The following is a 24,895-nucleotide window of genomic DNA, read 5'->3' as shown; positions in this document are numbered from 1 at the left end:
ACGGGAAAGGGGCTGCATCAAATGTCACGGGCGCGTTAGGATGGCGCGAAGTCGAGGCCCAGGAAAAAAGCAGCCTCGAACAGGATTTGCAGTAAAAGAGGATTGTCATGACGGATTTTGCCAACGCCATTCCGACCGCCGTTGATATCGTGCGGCGCGAAAAGTGCTACGAGGGCTTTTACAAACTCGAACGTGTGCACTTGCGCCACGAATTGTTCGCCGGGGGCATGAGCCGCGAAATCAATCGTGAAGTGTTCGTTCGCCATGACGCGGTCTGCATGCTGCCTTACGACCCGCAGCGCGATGAAGTGGTGCTGATCGAGCAGTTTCGCGTAGGCGCCATGGGCAAGACCGACAATCCCTGGCTGATCGAACTGGTCGCTGGTCTGATCGACAAGGATGAAGTGCCGGAAGAAGTTGCTCACCGCGAGGCGCAGGAGGAAGCTGGGCTTGTGATCGGGGCGCTCTGGCCGATGCTCAAATACTTTCCATCGCCGGGCGGCAGCAACGAATTCGTACATTTGTACCTGGGGCGCTGTGACGCTACCGGGGTGGGCGGCCTGCATGGGCTGGAAGAAGAGGCAGAAGACATCCGCGTCACGGTCTGGGCTTTCGATGATGCCTTGCAAGCCGTGCGCGACGGGCGTATTGCCAACGCGGCGAGCATCATTGCCTTGCAATGGCTGGCTTTGAACCGCGTTGAAGTGAGGGGGTTATGGTCGTAAACAAGCTGCGCGATCGCTATCGGGTGGACCTGGTGGGGCTGCAAGCGTCCTGCGAGGCGAACTACGCGCGCTTGATGCGACTGCTGCCGGACATGCGCAGCGAGCCTGCCGCGCGGCGCATCGCCGTGACCCATGGCGACCAGATGCTGGGCGTGCTGGCGCTGGAAGTGTTGCTGACCTGTCCTTACACCACGACCCTGCAAGTGCGCCAGGAACACAGCCTGCCGTGGCTGCCGGTGCCGCAACTGGAAGTACAGGTCTATCACGACGCGCGCATGGCCGAAGTGGTCAGCGCCGAACATGCGCGACGCTTTCGCGGCATCTATCCTTACCCGAACGCCTCGATGCACCAGCCGGATGAAAAAGCCCAACTGAACATGTTTCTGGGCGAATGGCTGAGCCATTGCCTGGCGCTGGGGCATGAGTACGAGGTTGTTCGTTAAACGAGCAGCGCAGATGTGAACTGTGTCAGGTTCAACCGTTTCCCCTTTCGGTCATCCCCCAGCATAATTGCGGCACTACCCATCCCCGTGATCACGCCCTGGGAGAACGCCTTGCCGAGCGTATCCACATTGACCACCGCCGATCCGGCGTTACTGGTGCAACTCTCCGACAGCCATCTGTTTGCCGAAGCGGACAGCGCGTTGCTGGGCATGAACACCCGCGACAGCCTGCAAAAGGTCATCGAACTGGTGCGCGCGCAACAGCCGCGGATTGACCTGATCCTGGCCACGGGCGATCTGTCCCAGGACGGGACGCTGGAGTCTTATCAACAGTTTCGCGAGATGACGCGCCAGCTCGATGCGCCGGCACGCTGGATTCCCGGTAATCACGATGAACCGCAGATCATGGCCGAAGCGGCGGTGCAGAGTGCTTTGCTGGAACCGGTGGTGGATATCGGCAACTGGCGGGTGACGTTACTCGACTCGGCGGTGCCCGGCTCGGTGCCAGGGTATTTGCAGGACGAACAGTTGCAATCGCTCGCCCGCTCGTTGAGCGAAGCGCCGGAGCGCCATCATCTGGTGTGTTTCCATCATCATCCGGTGTCCATCGGTTGCGCCTGGATGGAACCGATCGGTTTGCGCAATCCCGAGGCACTGTTTGCGGTGCTGGATCGCTTCCCGCAGGTGCGCGCCGTGCTATGGGGGCATGTGCATCAGGAAATCGACCAATTGCGAAACGGCGTGCGTCTGATCGCATCGCCTTCGACCTGCATCCAGTTCGAGCCAGGCAGCGAGGATTTCAAGGTCGGCGAGCAAGCGCCGGGGTATCGCTGGTTGCGACTGCTGCCCGATGGACGGCTGGAGACCGGGGTGGAGCGGGTCACTGACTTCGAATTTACAATGGATTACGGCTCCAACGGTTACTGACCCCCCTGTAGGAGCGAGCTTGCTCGCGAAAAGCCCGAGAGCGCCGCGGGGTGCCAGGTTTTCACCGTTATCGTTGACGACCATCGCGAGCAAGCTCGCTCCTACAGTAAACTCCGCCTCTTTAGCCGACGCACAGGAAGATCAAATGTCCGGTTCGATCCTTTATATCCACGGCTTCAACAGCTCGCCGTTGTCGAAGAAGGCTTGCCAGTTGATCGACGTGATGGAGCGCCTGGGCCTGAGCGAAAACTTGCGTGTTCCGGCGTTGCACCATCACCCGCGCCAGGCGATTGCGCAACTGGAGCGGGCGATTGCCGAGCTGGGGCGGCCACTGCTGGTCGGCAGCTCGCTCGGCGGCTACTATGCCACTCACCTGGCCGAACGCCTTGGCTTGAAGGCCCTGTTGATCAACCCTGCCGTCAGCCCGCACCGGATGTTCGACGGCCATCTGGGGACGCAGAAAAACCTGTATACCGAAGAGACCTGGGAATTGACCCACGACCACGTGACGGCCCTGGCCGGGCTGGAAGTGCCGGCGCCCCAGGATCCGCAGCGTTATCAGGTATGGTTGCAGACAGCTGACGAAACGCTGGACTATCGCCTCGCACAGCAGTATTACCGGGCATGCGCCTTGCGCATCCAGGCCGGCGGTGACCACGGTTTCCAGGGTTTTGCCGCGCGACTGCCGGCCATGCTGGGTTTTGCCGGCATCGGCGCCGATTTGTATCAGGCAATTGATTTCACATCGCTTTGATGCGATGCCTGTTTTCATGGATTTCTTTTTTCACGCAACACTGACGACGAGACCCCATGGCCACTCCCAGCGCTAGCTCTTATAACGCAGACGCCATCGAAGTCCTCTCGGGCCTCGACCCGGTGCGCAAACGCCCCGGCATGTACACCGACACCAGTCGGCCGAACCACCTTGCCCAGGAAGTCATCGACAACAGTGTCGACGAAGCCCTGGCCGGGCATGCCAGTTCGGTGCAGGTGATCCTGCATGCCGACCATTCCCTGGAAGTCAGCGATGACGGCCGTGGCATGCCGGTGGACATTCACCCCGAGGAAGGTGTGTCGGGCGTCGAGTTGATCCTCACCAAGCTTCATGCCGGTGGCAAGTTTTCCAACAAGAACTACCAGTTCTCCGGCGGTTTGCACGGGGTGGGTATTTCCGTGGTCAACGCCTTGTCGACCGAAGTGCGGGTGCGGGTCAAGCGTGACGGCAACGAATACCAGATGACCTTCAAGGATGGCTACAAGGCCACCGAGCTGGAAATCGTCGGCACTGTCGGCAAGCGCAACACCGGTACCAGCGTGTTCTTCTCGCCGGATCCGAAATACTTCGACTCCCCTAAATTCTCCATCAGCCGCCTCAAGCACGTGCTCAAGGCCAAGGCCGTGTTGTGCCCGGGGCTGCTGGTCAGCTTTGAAGACAAGGCCACCGGCGAGAAAGTCGAATGGCATTACGAAGACGGCCTGCGTTCCTATCTGGTGGATGCAGTCAGCGAATTCGAACGCCTGCCGGACGAGCCGTTCTGCGGCAGCCTGGCCGGTAACAAGGAAGCGGTGGATTGGGCGCTGCTGTGGCTGCCCGAAGGTGGCGACGCGGTCCAGGAAAGCTACGTCAACCTGATCCCTACGGCCCAGGGCGGCACTCACGTCAATGGTTTGCGTCAGGGCTTGCTCGACGCCATGCGCGAATTCTGCGAATTCCGCAGCCTGTTGCCGCGCGGCGTGAAGCTGGCGCCGGAGGACGTCTGGGAGCGCATTGCCTTCGTTTTGTCGATGAAGATGCAGGAACCGCAATTCTCCGGCCAGACCAAGGAGCGCCTGTCGTCCCGTGAAGCGGCGGCGTTTGTCTCCGGTGTGGTCAAGGATGCATTCAGCCTGTGGCTCAACGCCAACCCGGAAACCGGCATGCTGCTGGCGGAACTGGCGATCAACAACGCCGGCCGTCGCCTCAAGGCCAGCAAGAAGGTCGAGCGTAAACGCATTACCCAGGGCCCGGCGCTGCCGGGCAAACTGGCCGACTGTGCCGGGCAGGACCCGATGCGTTCCGAGCTGTTCCTGGTGGAAGGTGACTCCGCCGGCGGCTCGGCCAAGCAGGCGCGGGACAAAGAGTTCCAGGCGATCCTGCCGTTGCGCGGCAAGATCCTCAACACCTGGGAAGTCGACGGCAGTGAAGTGCTGGCCAGCCAGGAAGTGCACAACATCGCCGTGGCGATCGGTGTCGATCCGGGCGCGGCCGACATGAGCCAGTTGCGCTACGGCAAGATCTGCATCCTCGCCGACGCCGACTCCGACGGTCTGCACATCGCCACCTTGCTGTGCGCCTTGTTCGTCCAGCATTTCCGCCCGCTGGTGGATGCCGGTCACGTTTATGTGGCCATGCCGCCGCTGTATCGCATCGACCTGGGCAAGGAAATCTACTACGCCCTGGATGAAGCCGAACGCGACGGTATTCTTGATCGCCTGGTGGCCGAGAAGAAACGCGGCAAGCCGCAGGTCACGCGATTCAAAGGTCTGGGCGAAATGAACCCGCCGCAGTTGCGCGAGACCACCATGGACCCGAACACCCGGCGCCTGGTGCAACTGACCCTGGAAGATTTCGAGGCCACCTCGGAAATGATGGACATGCTGCTGGCGAAGAAACGCGCCGGCGACCGCAAGACCTGGCTGGAGTCGAAGGGCAACCTGGCCGAGGTTCTGGGCTGATGCGTCTGGGCTTTGCCCTGGCCTGTGGGTTGCTGCTGACATCGATCACGGTATTCGCCGAGCCGGTGCCGCAGTTGCGCCTGTTGTCCGGGCATGTCGTGGACGGCATGCGTGGCGGCAACCTGTCCGGGCTGGCGCAGTGCGGCAATGATTTGTGGGCGGTGTCCGACCGCGACGATGATCAGATCTATCGCCTGGATACCAGCGAATCCGCCTGGCAGGCCGAAACGGTGCACATCGACGTACCGCCGGTGCCTGACAGCGGTTTGCCCTGGGGGCTTAAGTCTCGTGTCTGGGGGGCTTCGTTCGTGCGTGGCGGCGACCTGGACTTCGAGGGCATCACCTGCGACAGCGCCGGTAATCGTTACGTGGTCAGTGAAGGCCATGCCGCTGTCTTGCAAGTGCCGCCAACGGGGCCAGCCGCCTGGCTGAAAATTTCGCCGATGCTGGTTCGCGAGGCACGGGCCCGTGGCCTGTTGTTGCAATTCAACGCGCTGTTCGAAGGGCTGGCGATCAATCCGGCGGGCGATCAGATGTGGCTTGCCGCCGAGCGTCAAGGTCGCGGGCTGCTGACGATCAAGCGCAAACAGACGGTGTGGGATTGCGATGGTGGCTGCGTACTGCTGAGCGAGGCGGGCATGGAAATGCAGCCGGAGCAGTTTGCCCACGCCAAAGCTGTCCCGCGGGACTTCTCTGACCTGTCGCTGTTCAACGGCAAGCTGTTCACCCTTGAACGCAACGCCTACCAGATCTGCCGCCGGGATCCGCAGACGGCCAGGGTCGAGCGCTGCTGGTCGTACGCCGCCGAGTTGTTGCAGGACAACCGACGTTATTCACAGAACTACGGGCTGGAAGAGGCGTTGATCGTGGATGCCGAGGGCGCCTGGATCGGTGTCGACAATAACTTCGGCCCGCGTGCCGATGGTGAGGTGCGTCCGGTGGTCTGGCGTTTCGCTGCGCCGGAAGGCGGCTGGAGTGCCACGCCGTGAGGCAGCAAACGCCGGGGCAGCGCATCGGCCGGGTGTTCATGGTGCTGGCCTGGTGTGCGGCGCTGTTTCTGGCCACGCGGTTTTTCGGCCAGTGGGAAGCGCGTCAGCAAAATCCGAACGTGGTGGTCAGTTCGGAGGAAGGCGAAGGTTTCATAGAGGTGAAACTGGTCAGCAATGTGCAAGGGCATTTCGTCGCCAGCGGCCAGATCAACGGCCAGCCGGTGGACTTCATGCTCGACACCGGGGCGACCGACGTGTCGATCCCGGCGGACCTGGCCAAACGCTTGAAGCTCGAAGAAGGATTCGGCGTGACCCTGAGCACGGCCAATGGCCTGAGCCAGGGCTATCGCACGCGTATCGAACGCCTGCAACTGGGCGACATCGTGCTGCGGGATGTACGCGCACTGGTGGCCCCGGGGCTGCATGGCGATCAGGTGTTGCTCGGCATGAGCGCACTGAACAAACTTGAATTTACCCAGCGCGGTGGCACCATGCTGCTGCGCCAGACAACGAACCGATGAGGCCCGCATGAGCGACTCCCTTGATCTCAGCCTGGACGGTGTAGAACGCCGGTCACTGGCTGACTTCACCGAAAATGCCTACCTCAACTACTCCATGTACGTGATCATGGACCGTGCCTTGCCGCATATCGGCGACGGCCTGAAACCGGTACAGCGGCGTATCGTCTACGCCATGAGCGAGCTGGGGCTGGACGCCGACTCCAAGCACAAGAAGTCGGCGCGTACCGTCGGTGACGTGCTCGGTAAATTCCACCCCCACGGCGACTCGGCCTGCTACGAAGCCATGGTGTTGATGGCCCAGCCGTTCAGCTATCGCTACACGCTGGTCGACGGCCAGGGCAACTGGGGTGCGCCGGATGATCCCAAGTCGTTCGCCGCCATGCGTTACACCGAAGCGCGGTTGTCGCGTTATTCCGAAGTGCTGCTCAGCGAGCTGGGCCAGGGCACGGCGGACTGGGGGCCGAACTTCGACGGCACGCTGGACGAGCCGCTGGTCTTGCCTGCCCGTCTGCCAAACATTCTGCTCAACGGCACCACCGGCATCGCCGTGGGCATGGCAACCGACGTTCCGCCGCACAACCTGCGCGAAGTCGCCACCGCCTGCGTGCGCCTGCTCGACGAGCCCAAGGCCACGGTCGAACAGCTCTGTGAACACATCCAGGGCCCGGACTACCCGACCGAAGCGGAAATCATCACCCCGCGCGCCGACCTGCTGAAAATCTACGAAACCGGTCGCGGTTCCGTACGCATGCGCGCCGTGTATCACATCGAAGACGGCGACATCATCGTCACCGCGCTGCCGCATCAGGTTTCGGGTGCCAAGGTGCTGGAACAGATCGCCGCGATGATGCAGGCCAAGCCGTCCAAGGCGCCGCAAATTGCCGACCTGCGTGACGAGTCCGACCACGAAAACCCGTGCCGGATCGTGATCATCCCGGGTGCCCGGAAAAACTTCGACCACGATGCGCTGATGCAGCACCTGTTCGCCAGCACCGAGCTGGAGTCGAGCTACCGGGTCAACATCAACATCATTGGCCTGGATGGCAAGCCGCAGTTGAAAAACCTGCGCGCGCTGCTGGTCGAGTGGCTGGAGTTCCGGGTGCAGACCGTGCGTCGTCGCCTGCAATTCCGCCTCGACAAGGTCGAGCGTCGCCTGCACCTGTTGGACGGCTTGCTGATTGCCTACCTCAACCTGGATGAGGTGATCCACATCATCCGTACCGAGGAGCAGCCACGGGCCAGGCTGATCGAACGCTTCGCCCTGAGCGAAATCCAGGCCGACTACATCCTCGACACCCGTCTGCGTCAGTTGGCGCGACTGGAAGAGATGAAGCTGCGTGCCGAGCAGGATGAGCTGCTCAAGGAACAAGCCAAGCTGCAAGCCCTGCTGAGCAGCGAAACCAAGTTGAAAAAGCTGGTGCGCAGCGAGCTGATCAAGGACGCTGAAACCTACGGTGATGACCGCCGGTCGCCGATTGTCGAGCGCGCCGAGGCCAAGGCCCTGACCGAGCACGATCTGCTGCCGAACGAGAAAGTGACGGTCGTGTTGTCGGAAAAAGGCTGGATTCGCTCCGCCAAAGGCCACGAGATCGATGCCACCGGGCTTTCCTACAAGGCCGGGGACGGTTTCAAGGCGCTGGCAGCCGGGCGCTCCAACCAGTTTGCCGTGTTTATCGACTCCACCGGGCGCAGTTATTCGGTGGCCGCCCACACCTTGCCGTCGGCCCGTGGCCAGGGCGAGCCGCTGACCGGTCGCCTGACGCCGCCGCCAGGGGCGAGTTTCGAATGCGTGCTGATGCCCGAAGACGATGCGCTGTACGTGATCGCCTCCGACGCCGGTTACGGTTTCGTGGTCAAGGGTGAAGACCTGCAGGCCAAGAACAAGGCGGGCAAGGCCTTGTTGAGCCTGCCGAACAATGCCAAGGTCATGTTGCCGCGCCCTGTGGCGGATCGTGAGCAGAACTGGCTGGCGTCGGTGACGACCGAAGGTCGCCTGCTGATCTTCAAGATCAGCGACCTGCCACAATTAGGTAAAGGCAAAGGCAACAAGATCATCGGGATTCCTGGTGAACGAGTGGCCAGTCGCGAAGAGTATGTGACGGACATCGCCGTATTGCCGGACGGTGCAACACTGGTTTTGCAGGCCGGGAAACGTACCTTGTCACTGAAAGCGGACGATCTCGAACACTACAAGGGTGAACGTGGTCGTCGGGGCAACAAGTTGCCGCGTGGCTTCCAGCGGGTAGATGCGCTGCTCGTCGAAAACCTGAATTAGGCGACCTAGAAGCGCCGAACTACGATTTAACCCGTAGTTCGGCGCTTTGCGCTGGAGTCGGAACGCATATTCACGGATGATATGGCCTTTCAAGCGTCGGCGTAGCCGCGCATTTTTAATATTTGTTGAGTATTTTCACTGTGGTCAGCTTTTTGGCGATCACCTGGATGGGACGATGACTGCTCTGCGCCTTCCTTTTATTCTCATGCTCGCCAGCGTTCTTGGCCTGGCGGGCTGCAGCGTTCACCAGCCGGTATCGTTGTACCAGCTGGACGCTGGAAGTCCGGTTCAGCCTGCGCAGAACGCGGGCATGGCGGTATTGTTGGGCCCGGTCACCGTGGCCGACTACCTGCAACGCGAAACCCTGTTGCAGCGCCAGCCCGATGGCAGCCTGCAAGCCTCGACCGATGGTCGTTGGGCTGGCAGCCTTTCGTCGGATATCGATCAGTTGCTGCTGCGCCAGGTCGCAGGTCGCCTGGACAGCCAGCGCGTAGTGCTGGCCCCGGCAACAGTGGGCTTTACCCCGGACGTTCAGGTGCTGCTGACCATCACGCGCCTGGATTCGGGTGAAAAACAACCGGCGATCCTCGACGCACAATGGCGCCTGATCGACCGTCGCGGGCAGGTCCGCGACAACCGCATCATCCATTTGCAGGAACAGCATGCCGGCACTACGGCGGCGCAGGTTCAGGCGCAGGGCGTGTTGTTGCAACGCCTGGCCGAGCAACTGTCGGTGGCGCTCAAGCCACTGGCCAACCAGCCGCCGATCGCCGATGCCCCGCGCAAGCAGGCGACTGCCAAGGCGGCAGCACCTGCGGTAGAACAGGAAAAGCAGCCGAAGATCCCGATGGCCGCACCTATTCGTACGGATATGGAAGTGTTCCGCTTCTGAGCCTGGATGGATTTGAAACAAAGCCCGCATTGATGCGGGCTTTGTTGTTTCTGCAGGTTGGAGATATCTGGTGTCAGTTCCGGCCTCTTCGCGGGCAAGCCCGCTCCCACAATTATCTCTGTGAACACAGATCTTGTGTACGACCACGCCCCCTGTGGGAGCGGGCTTGCCCGCGAAGGCGCCGGTACAGGCAACAAAAAAGCCCGCAGACGATCACTCATCTGCGGGCTTCTTCACATCGGGGCCTGAGGCTTAAGCGCGGCGCTCGTGCATTCGCGCCAATTGCCGTTCAAGCATCGACGGATACGGCTCCATCAAGCGTTCGACACAGCATGCGCCTTCAGGGCTGGCAATCGGGCGGATCCGCGCGCGCTGGCGGATCAGTGCGTCGTCGCTGATCTTGCGTTCCACCAGCAGCAGGTTGCGGCTGTGTTGCGACAGGGCCAGGGCGTCCTGGGCGGGGTCAGTCAGCAGCAGGTCGATCTGGCTCAGGCCGAACAATTCCTCGCCGAGGGTCAGGCCCAGCTGCAATTGCAGGGTGATACCGCTGTCCGCGACTTCGATCTGCAACTGGTGGCCCAAGGCCCGCAGCAGCTCGCCACAGCAAACGGCGTTGGTCAGGTAGTCGTCGCCGCTGTCTTCGGTGTGGAACAGCATCAAGGTGCTGCCATCGTTCAAGGTCTCCACTTCGCCTTGATACAGCGACGCGGCCTGATCGAGGCAATCGCGATAGCGTTCGAGCAGTTCTTCCAGGCGTGCGCGCGGCAGGCGTCGCAGTTGTTCCTGGGAGCCCAGTTGCACTGCCAGCACCGCGCTGTGTTGCGGCACGCTCGGAGTGGCCCGGCGAATGGCCGGTTGCGGGTTGCTGCCCAGTGATTCGTCGCGCAGATCGGCGAACGGGTCTTCATCATCGTCGTCTTCGACGGTGCTGACGATCTGCCGTGGCGCCGGCTTGAGCGCCGCTACCGGGCGGCTCTCGTCAAAACTCGGATCGCGCAGGTTGCGCACTTCGAAGGCCGGATCGGCCTCGTCTTCGACGTCGTCGAACTGCGGTTCCGGTTCTGGCACAGGGGCGGGTTCCGGGGCGAAGTTGGCGTGCAGCTGGCGCGCCAGGTCACCGATTTCGTCCTGGCGGTCGGTGGCCGGGGTGAATTCATCGATATTGCGCAGCCACACCCGCAATTGCAGCAGCGGCGTGGAGAGATAACGCCCCATGCGCAGGCTCAAGGCCAAAGACAGGGCCAGCAGGATACCGCTCAGGATGCCCATGCTTTGCAGGCTGATGGTCATCGGCTGCTGGAACTGGTCCATGTCCAGGCTGATGCGCAATTGCCCGGCGGTCACGTCCTGGAAGGTGATCTTGCTCTGGTACATGCCCTCGGCTTCGCCCAGCAGGCCATGTTTGGGGCGCTGGCCGGATTCGGCGAGGATGCGGTTGTCCGGGCTGTAGATGGCAGCGTGGGCCACCAGCTTGTTCTTGGTCAGGTTGTTGAGCAGCACGTTGAGGCTGAGAATGTCGTTGGACACCAACAGCTCGGTGGCCGAGGTGGCCGTCTGCGTGGTCAGGCTTTCGCCCAGCGCATCCGCCTGCTCATGCATGGCCTGCTTGAACTGCAGGCCCATCACACCGGCATAGATGACCAGGGCCAGGGCGACCAGGATCACGTTATGGCTGGCGATGCGCAATGCAATCGGTACACGGCGGTGACGCAGTGCCCGGAAGATCAGCAGGAAGAAGTTGTCGGTTTTTACTGGCGTGGGCCGGTTCACTTGCGCTCGGCTCTTTTGTCCGTGAAGTTGACGCGCAGTATAGCGACAGGCCCTAGACCGTCAAAGCGCTCACGGTGCCCGATGGTCACTGAAAGTGGGTAGAATGCGGTTTTTTTCCACCTGCGGGGGTGCGCCTTGCGCGAAATCGTCCTGATAAACATCACTGGTGAGGACCGTCCGGGTCTGACTGCGGCCATTACCGGCGTTCTGGCCCAGGGTGGTGTGAACATTCTCGACATCGGTCAGGCGGTGATCCACGACACCTTGTCGTTCGGCATCCTGGTTGAAATTCCTGACACCGAACAAGGCAAGTCCGTGCTCAAGGACATCCTGTTCAAGGGCTATGAACTTGATCAACAGGTGCGTTTCACGCCGGTATCCGAACAGGATTACCAGCAGTGGGTCGGCAACCAGGGCAAAAAACGCCACATCGTGACCCTGTTGACCCGCAAGGTGACAGCCGGGCAGTTGCAGGCCGTGAGCTCGATCACCGCCAAATATGGCCTGAACATTGACCACATCGACCGTCTTTCCGGGCGCATGCCGCTGGACACCCCGGCCGACAAGGGCAAGGGCTGCATCGAATTTTCCGTGCGTGGCGAGGCGGCTGATCCGCAGGCACTGCGGGCCGAGTTCCTCAGCGTTGCCCAGGAACTGAATGTCGACATCGCCTTCCAGGAAGATTCGCTGTTCCGTCGCAACCGTCGACTGGCGGTGTTCGACATGGACTCGACGCTGATCGAAGCCGAAGTGATCGATGAACTGGCCAAGGCGGCCGGTGTGGGTGACAAGGTTTCGGAAATCACCGAGCGGGCAATGGCCGGTGAGCTGGATTTCCGTGCCAGCTTCAAGGAGCGTCTGGCCTTGCTCAAAGGCCTGGACGTCAATGTGCTGGATTCCATCGGCGCCTCGCTGCGCCTGACTGAAGGTGCTGAAACCCTGTTCGCCGAACTCAAGCGCCTGGGCTACAAGACTGCGATTCTGTCGGGCGGCTTCACCTACTTCGCCAAGCAATTGCAGGCCAAGCTGGGTATCGACTACGTGTTCGCCAACGAACTGGAAGTGGTCGACGGCAAAGTCACCGGCGTGGCGGTCGAGCCGATTGTCGATGCGCAGCGCAAGGCGGACTTGTTGAAGGAATTGGCACACAAGGAAGGCTTGCGTCTGGAGCAGACCATTGCGGTCGGCGACGGTGCCAACGATCTGCCAATGCTGGCGATTGCCGGGCTGGGCGTGGCGTTCCGTGCCAAGCCGCTGGTCAAGCAGTCGGCCAAACAGGCGATCTCCACCCTTGGGCTGGATGGCGTCCTGTACCTGCTGGGCTTCCGAGATCGCGACGGCCAGCTGTAACACCGCAAAAAGACTGTAGGAGCGAGCTCGCTCGCGATGAACGGCGAGGCGACGCGGGCAATCAGAATGCCCGCGTCATCGTTAACGCCCATCGCGAGCAGGCTCGCTCCTACAGTTATGTACGACGATCAGGCTTTTGGTGAACCCATGCCCTGACCCATCTGCACCGCTGTACCGGCGGTCATTTCTTCAGCCCACTTCACTTGATCCGGCCCGAACAGCACGACAGCGGTTGAACCCAGCTTGAAGCGACCCAGTTCCGCACCTTTTTCCAGGTGGATCGGTGCGCGGGCGGCTTCGTCGTAACGGAAGGTTTTCAGTTCGCGCTTCGGCGGCGTCACCAGGCCGGCCCAGACGGTTTCGATCGAGGCCACGATCATCGCGCCCACCAGTACCACGGCCATCGGGCCGCGTTCGGTGTCGAAAATGCACGCCACGCGTTCGTTGCGGGCAAACAGTTCCGGAACGTTTTCAGCGGTGGTCTGGTTGACCGAGAACAGGCGACCCGGGATGTAGATCATCTCGCGCAGGGTGCCAGCCAGTGGCATGTGCACGCGGTGGTAGTCCTTCGGCGACAGGTAGATGGTCGCGAAGTCGCCGCCCATGAACGGCGCTGCATTTGCCGCATCGCCGCCGAGCAGTTCGAGCACGCTGAAGCTGTGGCCCTTGGCCTGGAACACGCGACCGTGCTCGATCGGGCCGAGCTGGCTGATCGCACCGTCGGCCGGGCTGAGGATCGCGCCCGGGGTCTCGTCCAGCGGGCGGGCACCGTCTTTCAGTGCGCGGGTGAAGAACGCATTGAAGTGCTCGTAGGCGGTCAGGTCTTCGACCAGTGCCTGGGACATGTCCACCTGGTAACGCTTGGCGAACCAGGCGGTAAAGGCGTTCTTGAACCAGCGCACGCGGCATTCGGCGATGCAGCCGGCCAGTCGCGAGAGCAGGTTGTGGGGCAGCAGGTACTGGCTGACGATAAACAGACGCTTGTTCATTAACTGTCCTTGAAAAACTTAAATCTCTACGGGCGTATCGGGATGGTTGCCCCATTCGCCCCAGGAGCCGGCGTAGCCTTTGACTCGCGGATAACCGAGAGCCTTGGCCACCAGATAGGTGAAGCCGGACCGATGATGGGTCTGGCAGTGGGTAATCACTTCTTTGTCTTTGCTGATCCCGAGTTGTTCGAGGATCTGCTGCATGTCGGTGCGGATGCGCAACTGGCGCGCCTGATCCATACCGGCGGTCCATTCGAAATTGACCGCGCCGGGAATGTGGCCGCCCTTGGCTGCCAGGACTTTCTCGCCGGAATACTCCAGCGGCCCACGTGCATCCCAGATGGCCAGGTCGGCGGCGCCCAGACGGCTTTGCAGATATTCACGGGTGGCGGTGGGTTCGTCGTGCAAGGTCAATGCAACCGGGCCACCCACGGCAGGCGGGATCTGGATCGACATGGGCGAACCCTCTGCCAGCCAGGCCGGCAGGCCGCCGTTGAGGTAGTGGTACTTGCTGTGGCCGATGACATCCAGCAGCCAGATAAAGCGTCCGGCCCAACCGCCGCCTTCGTCGTCATACACCACGTAGACCGCATCGGGGTTGTGTCCCAGCTCACCGAACAACGCTTCGAGTGCTGCCTGCGGGGGCATCAGCCCGGGGGCGGGCGCCTGACCCAGTTGGGTGCGTTTGGGGTCGACAAATCGTGCGCCGGGAATGTGCCCTTCGGCGTAGCGGGCGGCACTGGTCAAGTCCACCAGAATCAGTTCGCGGGCGTCGAGGCGAGGGAGCAAGTCGCTCGGCTCGATCACCAGCGGCAAGCCAGAGAAGTCAGACATGTGAGGTCTCCAGAGCACAAAAGGGAGGATTGTAGCGCAGCTTATTGGCCTCGGTTGCTAAAGCTGTGCAGGGCTTTTTCGATGCATTGTGCGGTTTTGCCGAAGGCCTGCACGGAAATTTCCGAAAACGGCCCACCGCCCTGATCCGCCACAACGATCATGATCACCCGGCCATTATTGACCAGCGAGCGCAGCAACAGGTGTTCGCCGCTGAACTGCGAGCGCAGGCCGTTGGGCAACAGGGCCGAGAATTGTACGTTGTTGGCGGGTGTCAGGCGGACCTGGGCCTGTTGTGCGAGCAGGCGTTGCAACAGTTTGCTCTGGCTGACCACGAAGTTCAGCCCGGCCGCCTCTTTCGGCAGGCCAGTCGTCTGGTGCACGCGCAGGTTGGCGTGGGTGCGGTCGGCCATCAGGATCATCACCCGACGCATGCCACAGGCTGCGAGGGCGTCCCGGGCGGCGATGGTCAGGTGCATGGCGTTGGTAAAGCGACTCGGCTCGACCAGCAGTTCGGCGCATTGCTTGCGCCATTTCGCCAGGTCTTCGGCGGTGGGTGCCGCGGCCGGCAGCAGTCCGGCGTGGATGCGGTTCATGCCCCACGGCCAGATCAGCGCTTCGGCGGGGTGCCAGAGATCGGGCATGGCATGCTGGCGAGCGCTGTTGGCGGCTTGCTGGTGCAGTTGCTGCTGCACCTCGTCCATGGGCATTTGCAGGTAAAGGCTGGTCAGGTACTGCCAGCGCTCACTGTGCGGGCTGTCCCAGGCGTGCTGTGCCGACAGTGCCAGCCCGTTGGCCAGCAGCACCGTATTGGCCGGCTGATTGAGCCAGCGGCGCAGCGTCGGATCGTCATCGAGGCGGTTCTGCTGGCGCAGAGGATGCTCGCTGTCACGGGCAATGCGCAGGACTTTCACCAGTTCCCGCTGTTCAGTGAGCAGCAGTCGATAGCCTTGCTGCACCCAGATCGGCAGGCGCCAGATTTCCACCAGTGCCTGGCCGATGTCCAGCAGGCGGACGCCAAACAGTTGCTGTTCGACTTTGCGTGCCGACTCGCCTTTATGGATGACCCGCAGCTCCCAGTCTTCGAGCAGTTCTGGATGGGTCAGCGCCAACGGCCACAGGGGCGAAAGGAACAGCAGGCTACCCCAGTGGATGTCCTGCCACAGGCGCGCCAGGCGACTGGCAAAAAAACCGTTGGCCTGTTGCGTGGCGTGCTGGCTGATCATCTGCAGCTGACGCAAGGCTTTGGGAATCTCGGACTGGGGTTCGGCGGGCAAGCGCGCGAGCAGTTCTTCGGTGCGCTTGAGGCCAAGGCGATTGATCGCGATCTCGAGGTTTTCCGCAGGCTCGGTCATGCTGCCGTGGGTGTGCCGGTTGGCTTCGCGAATCACGCTCAAGGCCAGGGCCGGGCTGCCTTGCATGAGGTCGGCGATGTCGCGCAGCGAGCTGCGATTGTCGCGGATGGCCTTGCAGACAAGGTCGTGGCTGGCTTGCGGGACGGGAAGGCGTACGCCATCGAGCAGCTTGACCCAGCCTTCGAGCGTCGTCGGTTTTGGCGTTGGAACGTTCGTTTCGTTAACCATGGTTGGAGGCGATCATCGTCAGCATTACCCAGGCCCGGAGTGGGTCAAATTGGCTTTTCGCCTGAACTGGCTATAGTCTGGCGCAGTTTTGCCGATAAGTAGAAGAAGAGATTTTTTAACTTCCGAATATGACCTTGAACCCGACTCAGTAAGTACTCTCCTACCTATGGCTAAAATTATCGGCATCATCGTCGTATTCGCGAGCGTGCTCGGCGGATACGTGCTTTCCCACGGCAAGATTGCCGCCCTGATCCAGCCTTTCGAGGTCATGATTATCGGTGGTGCGGCCCTCGGCGCATTCTTGCAGGCCAACCCCGGCCACATGACGATGCACGTGCTCAAGAAGTCCCTGGGCATGTTCAGTTCACGTTTCAACCACGGCTTCTATCTTGAAGTGCTGGGCCTGATCTACGAGATCCTCAACAAGAGCCGCCGTGAAGGCATGATGGCCATCGAAGGCGACATCGAAGATGCCGCTGCGAGCCCGATCTTCGCCAAGTACCCGGCGGTGCTCAAGGACGAGCGCATGACCGCGTTCATCTGCGATTACCTGCGCATCATGTCCTCCGGCAACATGGCTCCGCACGAGCTGGAAGGCCTGTTCGACATGGAGCTGTTCAGCCTCAAGGAAGACCTGGAACACCCATCCCACGCGGTCAACGGCATCGCCGACGCCATGCCCGGTTTCGGTATCGTCGCGGCGGTACTGGGTATCGTGGTGACCATGGCTTCGCTGGGTGAAGGTGACCAGAAGTCCATCGGCCTGCACGTGGGTGCAGCACTGGTCGGTACCTTCTTCGGTATTCTCGCCGCCTACGGTTTCTTCGGCCCGCTGGCTCACTCCCTGGCCCACGATGCCAAGGAAGAGCTGAATGTCTACGAAGCCATCAAGGCCTCGCTGGTGGCTTCGGCTTCCGGCATGCCGCCATCGCTGGCCGTGGAGTTCGGGCGCAAGGTCCTGTACCCGGCGCACCGTCCTAGCTTCGCCGAGCTGGAACAAGCGGTTCGCGGTCGCTAAGCCATGGAGAACAATCAGCCGATAATCATCAAGCGCGTCAAGCGCTACGCCGGCGGGCATCACGGAGGCGCCTGGAAAATCGCCTTCGCCGACTTCGCCACGGCGATGATGGCGTTCTTCCTGGTGTTGTGGCTGCTGTCCACCGCCACACCGGAACAGAAGATTGCCATCGCCGGTTACTTCAAGGACCCGATCGGCTTTTCCGAAAGCGGTACGCCGTACATCATTGATCTGGGCGGCACGCCGACCCTGGCGCCGGAAAACACCCTCAACCCCGAGGTGAAGTCCCAGCCGCAGCCGGACAAGGTTACCGTCGATACCGACCAGGTCGAAGGCATGGCCGAGCAGGTTGAAAAGGAACGTCTCGAACTGTTGCTGCAAGAACTGCAGAACAAGGTTGACGAGAACCCGCAGCTGCAGAAATTCAAGGATCAGATCCTGTTCGAAATCACCCCGGATGGCCTGCGTATCCAGATCATGGATGCGGAAAACCGCCCGATGTTCGATTCGGGTTCGGCCCGTCTGAAGCCGTATTTCGAAGACATCCTGCTGGCCATGGCCGACACCATCAAGGCGGTGCCGAACAAGATCAGCATCAGCGGTCACACCGATGCCAAGCCCTACACCGGTACCGGTGATTTCGGTAACTGGGAGCTCTCGGCCAACCGTGCCAACGCCGCACGGCGTGCCCTGGTGGCGGGCAGTTATCCGGATGCGCAGGTGGCGCGTGTGGTCGGTTATGCCTCGTCGGCGCTGTTCGATCGTGAGCATCCGTTTAACCCGGTCAACCGTCGTATCGACATCGTGGTGTTGACCAAGAAGGCCCAGCGTGCGATTGAAGGTTCTCAAGGGGCGGAGGCTGCTCCTGATGCGCCGCAAGGTTCGGCAGCTCCGGGAGCCACGCCAGCTGCCCCGGTCGACCCGAATGCGTTGCCGGCGGACAAGGAGCCGCTGCCGGCTCATGAACTGCGCGAGCGACTGAATCTGTTCGATGACCCGGCACCGAAACCGGGTGAGCCAGCCAAACCGGCTGAACCGCCCAAGCAGTGACCGACAAAAAAGCCGACAGTGATGTCGGCTTTTTTGTGGTTTCACTGGTTTGGAGGCTGCTTCATTTTCAGTAGGAGCACGACCCTTTGTAGGAGCCGGCTTGCTGGCGATAGCGGCCTCATGGTTGGCGTGATTTTTTTGGTGGTGTACATATCCGTTTCTGCGGTAACGGCCACTTATGGTTTCGCCCTTACGGCGAGTTACTTGGAAGAGCCCCAAGTAACCAAGGGCTCTTGCCCCTGACGTTCGGTGCCTCGCCAAGGCTCGGCATGCCCTCGCTCCGGTCCTGCTCCGTGGGCCCGCCGCGATCGGCCATCCATGGCCGTACGCGGCTAACCCGGCATCCATGCCGGGTTGCCCACTGCGCAGAACCTGCGCTCGGCCTCTCGAGGGGGCAAGCAGATCGAAAGCCAAAGCAACAGCCAAAGCCAAAGCCAAAGCGAGGCGGTCTAATGACCGGTCAAGAGGATGGATCCGGGAGCGAATTGACGTCAGAAACCCCGAGTAATTCTGGACTTCAAGTCAGTGTGGAATCGTTCTGCGTTACCCCTGTTGACGCTGCGCACCGACTCGCTGCCGGTCACGGAATCCAGTGACATTGAACGCTTGAGCGTCGCTTCGTTGCGATAGGCATCGATAAAGAATTCGATGTCCCGGTCGCTGGTCAGCTTCGGCCACTTGTCCAGGTACAGCGGCAGCTCAGCCGGGCCGGTCTTGAACGAGCAGATGCGCCGGTTGGTGATGGTCGCCTCGCCGATTTCGAACGGCACCCACCAGGACAGTGCGGTTTTCTCCGACACCACGGCCAGCAGGTGTGTGCATTCGCTGATGTTGCGCGTAATCACCCCGGTGATGTCGTCGGTGGTCTGGGATTCGGCATCCAGTACGTCGAGGTAGGTCTTGATATTGGCCTGCATCAGGCGCGTGTTGATTTTGACCGCGTGGGCGCGGTCCATGTGGCGGTAGCTGATAAACACTGGCATCAGAAGTGTCCCTTGATCGCGAGCTCGCGGTAGTAGGCGCCGAGGGCGGTGAGGCGGCAGCCGGTGGCGTGGATGGCGGCGTAGTACATGTGCTCGGCGTCCACCGGTTCGATGAGGCTGTGGCGATTGCACTTTTGCAGCTGGGCGAAGACCTCGCCCTGTTCCGGGTTGAATTCAGGCTCGGTGGGCTCAAAGCTGGGGGCGAGAGGGTAGATCGACTCCGCTTCGGCAAACCATTCGGGGAGTTTGCGCAGGATGTCCTTGGGGATCAGTGGCGACACTTCGCGCAGGGAAATGAACTGCGACACGTTGGTCTTGAACACCGGGCGCTGTTCCCAGGCGTCGAGGGCGTTGTCGACAAACGAATAGAGGCTGCCGGGCGTGATCTTGCCCAGGATGTTTGCAGCTCCCCCGTGCAGGGCCTGGAGCAACAATCCGGTGAACACGCCGTGTTGTGCGCCCTCCATCGCCGGTTCTTCCTTTTTGCAGGCGGTCAGAATGGTCATGCCTTCACCGACAACGCTGCCCTCACTGCGCAAGGCGCGCAGCTCGCCGGCCGAGCCACTCTGGCAGCAATCGAGAATGATCACTTTGTTTTTGATCTTCGTGGCTTTGCTCGCCCAGTTGAGAATGTCGCTGAGGCGAATCCCGTCCTTGGCGCTCCTGTAGTCCTGTGGGATCAACATGCCTTCGTCGGTGTCGAGGTCGAAGCTGCCGTGGCCGGCGAAATACAGCAGCGCGACATTGCAGTCCCCGGAAAACAACTCGCGGATCTGGTCTTCGAGTTTTTCCCGGCTCAGGTAGTCCTCGGCGGAGGTCAGTACGATGTTCTTGAAGTTCGGATCGCCGTTGGCGTCGGTCTTCAGCACGGAAGCCATCGCCATGGCGTCATTGCTGCAGCCGCTCAGCCGCGAAACGTGGGTGTAGTCGTTGATGCCGATAAACAGTCCCTTGCGCATGGTTACACCGCCGTATGCTCGCGAATCGCATTGATGATGCTGTTGGTGTTCCACGCGCATTCGGCGTGTGCCGCGTCACGGACTACCGTGGAAATGCGTTCGGCGCCGAACGGTTTGATCGCAATGATCACCTTGCCCATGCGCTTGGCGATCTCGATTTCCTTGTTGATCCACTTGCTGTAGGTGGAATACATCCCGGCCATGATCAGCACCGCCGAACATGGACGGATCTTGTTTTCGATGGCTTCCTCAAGTTGCTTGTCGGTTTTCGCGCCGACAATCGGGTTGTCCGGTGGCACCGAAAAATTCTTGTAGGTGAAACCCGGCTTGGCGTTGAGCAGGCGCACGAGATTGTCGTGGGCGTCGGAGTAGTTCCACGAGTGGCTGATGAACAGATGGTAGGTTTGCATGGGTGTCCCTCGGTGTCGCTGGAGTGCGAAGAGGGTTTGAACTTAGGCGATTGCAGGGTGGCCACAAGGGGTGGGCGCGGAAAGAGAAATGTCCTACGAGTGCGCGCGCGGACGCCTTACGGAAAGGTCTGACGTTTAACTGGGGGGAAGATCCGGCCACCGACCGCCCCGCTGAAAGCAGGACGGTCGGCGCGGCTGTTTAGTAGCCGTTTTCCGGCAGGCTGGCGATGATCGAGCGGTAGCTGTTCATCCGTTGCTGCTGCACGCGGCCGTCTTCAAGGGCCTTGAGCAGGGCGCAACCGGGTTCGCGGTCATGCTTGCAGTCACGGAAGCGGCAGGTGCCGAGCAGGTCGTTGAACTCAATGAAGCCGGCTTCGACGTCGGCACGGCTGACGTGGCCCAGACCGAATTCGCGGATACCCGGGGAGTCGATCAATTCACCGCCGCCGGGGAAGTGGAACAACCGCGCGGTGGTGGTGGTGTGAGTGCCCTGGCCGGACAGCTCGGACAGCGGGCCGACGCGGGTTTCGACATCCGGCAGCAAGCTGTTGACCAAGGACGACTTGCCGACACCGGACTGGCCGACGAACACGCTGATGCGCCCGTCCAATTGTTTTTGAAGTTGCTCCATGCCGTTGCCATGGTGTGCCGACACTTCCAGCACCGGATAGCCGAGGGTGCGGTACACCGCAAGCAGGGCATTGAGCGCCGGGGCGTTGTTTTCGTCGATCAGGTCGAACTTGTTCAGCAGCAACAGCGGCTTGATGCCCGCATGCTCGGCTGCCACCAGATAGCGGTCGATCAGGTTGGCGTGGGGTTCGGGCAGCGGTGCGAACACGATGACGATCATGTCGACGTTGGCCGCCACCGGCTTGAGCTGGCCTCGGCTGTCCGGGCGACACAGCTCGGTGTTGCGCGGCAGTTGCGCCACGATCACGCCGATGCCCTGGTTGCCGGCACGCCACACCACCTGGTCGCCGGTCACCAGCGCCGGCAGGTTGGCGCGCAGGTGGCAACGGAACACCTGGCCGGCCAGTTCGCCGTCGCGGGCTTCGACCTCGACCTGCACACCGAAGTGCGCGATCACCAGGCCGTGCTGTTCCGGGCCCAGATCGCCACCCTCAAGTGCCTCGACAGCCGAGGACTCGCGTTTGGCGGCGCGGGCAGCGCGTTCGCCCTGAATCTTTTCGATGCGCCAGTTTTGGCGGCGATTGAGTTGGCGTTTGGCCATGGGTGTTCCGTATAAAGAATGCAGCGATTAGGTAAAACGGCCGCGAGTTTAGCACGCCCGGCTACCGGCCTAGGCTAAACTGCGCAGCATTGCCTAGGAGCCGACACATGCAAAATCCACAGAACCTTATCTGGATCGACCTGGAAATGACCGGTCTGAACCCTGATACCGACGTCATTATCGAAATGGCCACCATTGTCACCGACAGCGACCTGAACACCCTGGCCGAAGGCCCGGTGATCGCCATTCACCACAGCGACGAAGTTCTCGCTGGCATGGACGAGTGGAACACCCGTCAGCACGGCGGTTCCGGGCTGACCCAGCGCGTTCGCGACAGCCGCATCAGCATGGCCGAAGCCGAGGCCGAAACCATCGCATTCCTGGAAAAGTGGGTGCCGAAGGGCAAATCGCCGATCTGCGGCAACAGCATCTGCCAGGATCGTCGCTTCCTTTATACGCACATGAAATCCCTGGAAAGCTATTTCCACTACCGCAACCTCGACGTGTCCACGCTCAAGGAGCTGGCCGCGCGCTGGGCGCCGGACGTGCGTGACAGCTTCAAGAAGGGCAGCACCCACCTGGCGCTGGACGACATTCGCGAATCCATCGCCGAGTTGCAGCACTACCGCAAGCACTTCATCAAAGCCTGAGCGAGCGGTAGCGCGGGCTTGCATGGCGATCCGACAAACCCTATCGCCACAGGTTATGTCTGCCCTCTTTTGGTGCTCCAGCGAAGCCAGTAGACTGCGCGCCTTTCTGCAAGGACCGCCACTATGCTGCTGATGCTCTACCTGATCGCCATCACCGCCGAAGCCATGACCGGTGCCCTGTCTGCCGGGCGTCGTGGCATGGACTGGTTCGGTGTGGTGCTGATCGCTTGTGTCACGGCGCTGGGTGGCGGGTCGGTGCGCGATGTGCTGCTCGGGCATTACCCGCTGACGTGGGTCAAGCACCCGGAATACCTGGTGCTGACCACGGCTGCCGCGATGATCACCGTGTTCACGGCGCGCTGGATGCGTCACCTGCGTTCGCTGTTTCTGGTGCTCGACGCCGTCGGTCTGGTGGCGTTCACCCTGATCGGCTGCATGACCGCGCTGGAAATGGGCCACGGCATGCTGGTGGCTTCGGTCAGCGGCGTGATCACCGGCGTCTTCGGCGGCATCCTGCGGGACATCTTCTGCAACGATATTCCGCTGATCTTCCGGCGTGAACTCTATGCCAGCGTCTCGTTTGCGGCGGCGTGGTGTTACATGCTTTGCCTTTATCTGAATTTGCCGGGAGAGCAGGCGATATTGATCACACTGTTTGGCGGCTTTCTGTTGAGGTTACTGGCGATCCGCTTCCACTGGGAGATGCCAAAGTTTATTTACAATGACGAACAGTAAGTGTCGCGTGATACTGATTGCGAGATAATGTTCGGTAATTAATTAGCGTCTTTGTAAGCTGGTGTTTAACTCAGGCTTATAGGCTATTTATCTGTTTGAAACATCTGAATGTCGTTCAATGGCATCCACATCATCCACGACCAGCATGGTGTCGCGCGCTCGTCGTCAAGCCCAACCGGTACTTTGGCGTGCATAGGGTTCTGGGCGAGCCGTGGCGATGGTTGTATCAGGTAACCCTCAACAAAATTCTCAATGACGCTCGCATCAAAGCCGTGCCTGTGGCGGATGAAGACCCCGGCTCACGCTGGACTTGAGCGAAACACATCTGACGTCGGTACCTGATGGCGTATTTGATCTCGAGGATTTGAGTGTGGCGGACTTCTCGAACATTTTATAGTTGGGTTGCCTGGTGAATTGTTCGATGCGCCAGATACTCGCAAGATGTTTTACAACTTCTGTGACAATCAACTGGGTGCGCAAGGTGTCCAGCGTATTTCCGAATATGACGAGAGGCTGCGCCTCGATAGATAACTCGAGATACATTATTGAGTGAGTGTGGGCTATTGAATTTAAAGTTGAAACCGGCAGTTGGGTTGCTTTGAGTGAAGTGGGGTGTGGAGTTTTTATGAGTTCTGGGGTTGGGTGTCTGTAATATGCGCTTGTTGTTTTTTTTGAGGTGAGAAAATCTTTTTAAAAAAGATGCCTATTCATAAGGGCTGGATTGTTTGGTGTGGGGTTTTTTCAGGGTTTGGTTATTGTTGTTAAAGATGCTGTTTGTTGTTATTGCTTTGTTTGGGTTGTGCCATTCGATAACGTGTAGCGCAACTTTGCATGAGTTCAATAGTCAATAAAGAGGCAGTGCAATGAATAATTCAGGTGGTCAGTTGAGTGCGGTCAATAAAATTGAAAGGCTCACATGGTTAGAGGTCAGGTTCGAGGCGCCTGGCATGAGCTCGAAAGAAATATATGCCAACGGTCGTATGCAGGTGAAAGTCCTGGTCGTTGTGCAAGCCATCGATATCAATGGCGATGTCGTACCGTTGGATTATTTTCCGGATCTTCTAAATGCCAGGTTGATTGAGTACGACGAAGGCAAGCCTTTGCGTTCGGATGTTTATCACGGTATCCCTCTTTCGGGCTGGGCGGTATCGATAGGTGAGAACCCCTATCAGCATGAGCTGGCTACGGGCTCAATGCCGTATCGGCTGGCGCGGAGCGCCCCCAAACAGAAGATAGAGTTCTGGGTATCCTCGTCGGTCATTGGAACAATGCAGATAGCCGCAGAGATAATGGTACAAGGCAAGGTTTACCGCAGTAACAACGTCGTGGGAGCAAACGGCAGTATTTTTGATAGCAGCGTTACTGTCCGGGCGGTTCCGAGTCCGCGTTATACCGCCGAACTGTTCTCCCAGCACGATGAGAAAGTCGTGGAGCATGGTGCACTGGCTCGACGTTATTTCGGGTTGATATTGGGCGGAAGGCGAGTCCGCCTCATCAAATGGATGCCCCGAGGTAGCGCCATTGTCGTTAATTATCCGCTTGATATTTTCAGGGAGAATCAAACCGAAAACCAATGGCTGTTTGCAGACATGGTTCCGACACATCATCGCACGGTTACTCTAGGTGCTGGTTGGGGGAATATCACCATTGCTGTCAATGAACGCGATGGCGAGTTAATGATGCTGTATGGCGACTCATGGGGTCATTTGCCACCTGAACAGCTAAAGCGGGGTGTCTTCTTTTTTGATGTGGTGGATGAATACGGCTGCGTTCATCCATTGTCACTGCAGATGGTGGGGGACAAGAACGATATAGTTCTGCGCAACGGTTGACGTTGCTTGTGGATTAA

23 protein-coding genes are annotated in these 24,895 nt (G+C 60.4%); 15 read left to right on the top strand and 8 right to left on the bottom strand.

Annotation, left to right across the window (positions count from 1 at the left end; translation table 11 throughout):
* The first annotated feature begins 107 nt into the window (after nt 1-107).
* From ACLD1X_RS04850 to ACLD1X_RS04810, 9 genes are all read left to right on the top strand, one after another.
* A complete protein-coding gene (locus ACLD1X_RS04850) occupies nt 108-725 on the top strand; it encodes an NUDIX domain-containing protein (RefSeq protein WP_429366357.1) in 618 nt (205 codons plus the stop codon).
* Nucleotides 716-1,168, top strand: coding sequence for a DUF1249 domain-containing protein (locus ACLD1X_RS04845; protein ID WP_007977461.1), 453 nt, complete (start codon nt 716-718; stop codon nt 1,166-1,168). The genes ACLD1X_RS04850 and ACLD1X_RS04845 overlap by 10 nt, the downstream gene beginning before the upstream one ends.
* 111 nt (nt 1,169-1,279) lie before the next feature.
* Nucleotides 1,280-2,095 carry a 3',5'-cyclic-AMP phosphodiesterase gene (cpdA, locus tag ACLD1X_RS04840; protein WP_429366356.1) on the top strand — a complete coding sequence of 272 codons (816 nt, stop codon included), beginning with the start codon at nt 1,280-1,282 and terminating at the stop codon, nt 2,093-2,095.
* Between the two features lie 145 nt (nt 2,096-2,240).
* Nucleotides 2,241-2,849 (top strand): YqiA/YcfP family alpha/beta fold hydrolase, encoded by a 609-nt coding sequence (locus tag ACLD1X_RS04835; protein WP_429366355.1) that lies wholly within the window; start codon nt 2,241-2,243, stop codon nt 2,847-2,849.
* A 56-nt stretch (nt 2,850-2,905) separates the two neighbouring features.
* Nucleotides 2,906-4,810 (top strand): DNA topoisomerase IV subunit B, encoded by a 1,905-nt coding sequence (parE, locus tag ACLD1X_RS04830; RefSeq protein WP_429366354.1) that lies wholly within the window; start codon nt 2,906-2,908, stop codon nt 4,808-4,810.
* On the top strand, nt 4,810-5,799 hold the full coding sequence (locus tag ACLD1X_RS04825; RefSeq protein WP_429366353.1) for an esterase-like activity of phytase family protein: 990 nt from the start codon (nt 4,810-4,812) through the stop codon (nt 5,797-5,799). The genes parE and ACLD1X_RS04825 overlap by 1 nt, the downstream gene beginning before the upstream one ends.
* Entirely contained in the window at nt 5,796-6,320 is a 525-nt protein-coding gene (locus ACLD1X_RS04820) for a retropepsin-like aspartic protease family protein (protein WP_429366352.1), read from the top strand. The genes ACLD1X_RS04825 and ACLD1X_RS04820 overlap by 4 nt, the downstream gene beginning before the upstream one ends.
* A 7-nt stretch (nt 6,321-6,327) precedes the next feature.
* The gene (gene parC / locus ACLD1X_RS04815) at nt 6,328-8,595 is read left to right on the top strand and encodes a DNA topoisomerase IV subunit A (protein WP_429366351.1); all 2,268 of its coding nucleotides are present in this window, start codon (nt 6,328-6,330) and stop codon (nt 8,593-8,595) included.
* Between the two features lie 175 nt (nt 8,596-8,770).
* A complete protein-coding gene (locus tag ACLD1X_RS04810; protein ID WP_429366350.1) occupies nt 8,771-9,487 on the top strand; it encodes a PqiC family protein in 717 nt (238 codons plus the stop codon).
* 252 nt (nt 9,488-9,739) lie between these two features.
* Here ACLD1X_RS04810 and ACLD1X_RS04805 read toward each other — a convergent pair whose 3' ends face one another.
* The gene (locus ACLD1X_RS04805) at nt 9,740-11,257 is read right to left on the bottom strand and encodes an AhpA/YtjB family protein (RefSeq protein WP_429366349.1); all 1,518 of its coding nucleotides are present in this window, start codon (nt 11,255-11,257) and stop codon (nt 9,740-9,742) included.
* A 135-nt stretch (nt 11,258-11,392) separates the two neighbouring features.
* On the opposite strand from ACLD1X_RS04805, the gene serB reads away from it, so the two are divergent.
* Nucleotides 11,393-12,607 carry a phosphoserine phosphatase SerB gene (serB, locus tag ACLD1X_RS04800; RefSeq protein WP_429366348.1) on the top strand — a complete coding sequence of 405 codons (1,215 nt, stop codon included), beginning with the start codon at nt 11,393-11,395 and terminating at the stop codon, nt 12,605-12,607.
* Nucleotides 12,608-12,735: 128 nt separating this feature from the next.
* On the opposite strand, the gene asd is transcribed toward serB, so the two are convergent.
* The 3 genes from asd to ACLD1X_RS04785 are packed head-to-tail and all read right to left on the bottom strand — an operon-like array spanning nt 12,736 to nt 16,010.
* The gene (gene asd / locus ACLD1X_RS04795) at nt 12,736-13,596 is read right to left on the bottom strand and encodes an archaetidylserine decarboxylase (RefSeq protein ID WP_429366347.1); all 861 of its coding nucleotides are present in this window, start codon (nt 13,594-13,596) and stop codon (nt 12,736-12,738) included.
* 18 nt (nt 13,597-13,614) lie between these two features.
* Nucleotides 13,615-14,430 carry a thiosulfate sulfurtransferase gene (gene rhdA, locus ACLD1X_RS04790; protein ID WP_429366346.1) on the bottom strand — a complete coding sequence of 272 codons (816 nt, stop codon included), beginning with the start codon at nt 14,428-14,430 and terminating at the stop codon, nt 13,615-13,617.
* Between the two features lie 41 nt (nt 14,431-14,471).
* Nucleotides 14,472-16,010, bottom strand: coding sequence for an HDOD domain-containing protein (locus ACLD1X_RS04785; protein WP_429366345.1), 1,539 nt, complete (start codon nt 16,008-16,010; stop codon nt 14,472-14,474).
* A 166-nt stretch (nt 16,011-16,176) separates the two neighbouring features.
* Here ACLD1X_RS04785 and motA point away from each other — a divergent pair, with 166 nt between their 5' ends.
* Both motA and motB read left to right on the top strand, forming a co-directional pair.
* Entirely contained in the window at nt 16,177-17,028 is an 852-nt protein-coding gene (gene motA / locus ACLD1X_RS04780; RefSeq protein ID WP_429366344.1) for a flagellar motor stator protein MotA, read from the top strand.
* A 3-nt stretch (nt 17,029-17,031) separates the two neighbouring features.
* A complete protein-coding gene (motB, locus tag ACLD1X_RS04775) occupies nt 17,032-18,078 on the top strand; it encodes a flagellar motor protein MotB (RefSeq protein WP_429366343.1) in 1,047 nt (348 codons plus the stop codon).
* Between the two features lie 491 nt (nt 18,079-18,569).
* On the opposite strand, the gene ACLD1X_RS04770 is transcribed toward motB, so the two are convergent.
* The 4 genes from ACLD1X_RS04770 to rsgA form a co-directional block, all read right to left on the bottom strand.
* Nucleotides 18,570-19,061: a toll/interleukin-1 receptor domain-containing protein gene (locus ACLD1X_RS04770; RefSeq protein ID WP_429366342.1), complete on the bottom strand. Its 492-nt coding sequence runs from the start codon at nt 19,059-19,061 to the stop codon at nt 18,570-18,572.
* Nucleotides 19,061-20,020: a caspase family protein gene (locus ACLD1X_RS04765; RefSeq protein ID WP_429366341.1), complete on the bottom strand. Its 960-nt coding sequence runs from the start codon at nt 20,018-20,020 to the stop codon at nt 19,061-19,063. The genes ACLD1X_RS04770 and ACLD1X_RS04765 overlap by 1 nt, the downstream gene beginning before the upstream one ends.
* 2 nt (nt 20,021-20,022) lie before the next feature.
* Nucleotides 20,023-20,430: a TIR domain-containing protein gene (locus tag ACLD1X_RS04760; protein ID WP_057397723.1), complete on the bottom strand. Its 408-nt coding sequence runs from the start codon at nt 20,428-20,430 to the stop codon at nt 20,023-20,025.
* Between the two features lie 199 nt (nt 20,431-20,629).
* On the bottom strand, nt 20,630-21,661 hold the full coding sequence (rsgA, locus tag ACLD1X_RS04755) for a small ribosomal subunit biogenesis GTPase RsgA (RefSeq protein ID WP_150673213.1): 1,032 nt from the start codon (nt 21,659-21,661) through the stop codon (nt 20,630-20,632).
* A 107-nt stretch (nt 21,662-21,768) separates the two neighbouring features.
* Here rsgA and orn point away from each other — a divergent pair, with 107 nt between their 5' ends.
* The 3 genes from orn to ACLD1X_RS04740 all read left to right on the top strand — a co-directional run bounded on the left by orn (nt 21,769) and on the right by ACLD1X_RS04740 (nt 24,878).
* On the top strand, nt 21,769-22,311 hold the full coding sequence (gene orn / locus ACLD1X_RS04750; RefSeq protein ID WP_429366340.1) for an oligoribonuclease: 543 nt from the start codon (nt 21,769-21,771) through the stop codon (nt 22,309-22,311).
* Between the two features lie 123 nt (nt 22,312-22,434).
* Nucleotides 22,435-23,046, top strand: coding sequence for a trimeric intracellular cation channel family protein (locus ACLD1X_RS04745; RefSeq protein WP_429366339.1), 612 nt, complete (start codon nt 22,435-22,437; stop codon nt 23,044-23,046).
* A gap of 863 nt (nt 23,047-23,909) precedes the next feature.
* Nucleotides 23,910-24,878 carry a hypothetical protein gene (locus ACLD1X_RS04740; RefSeq protein ID WP_429366338.1) on the top strand — a complete coding sequence of 323 codons (969 nt, stop codon included), beginning with the start codon at nt 23,910-23,912 and terminating at the stop codon, nt 24,876-24,878.
* The last annotated feature ends 17 nt before the right edge of the window (nt 24,879-24,895 follow it).

Origin of the sequence: Pseudomonas sp. 18173, from assembly GCF_050432945.1 — a bacterium.
Lineage (GTDB): Bacteria > Pseudomonadota > Gammaproteobacteria > Pseudomonadales > Pseudomonadaceae > Aquipseudomonas.
This window is presented reverse-complemented; position numbering and strand designations above follow the sequence as displayed.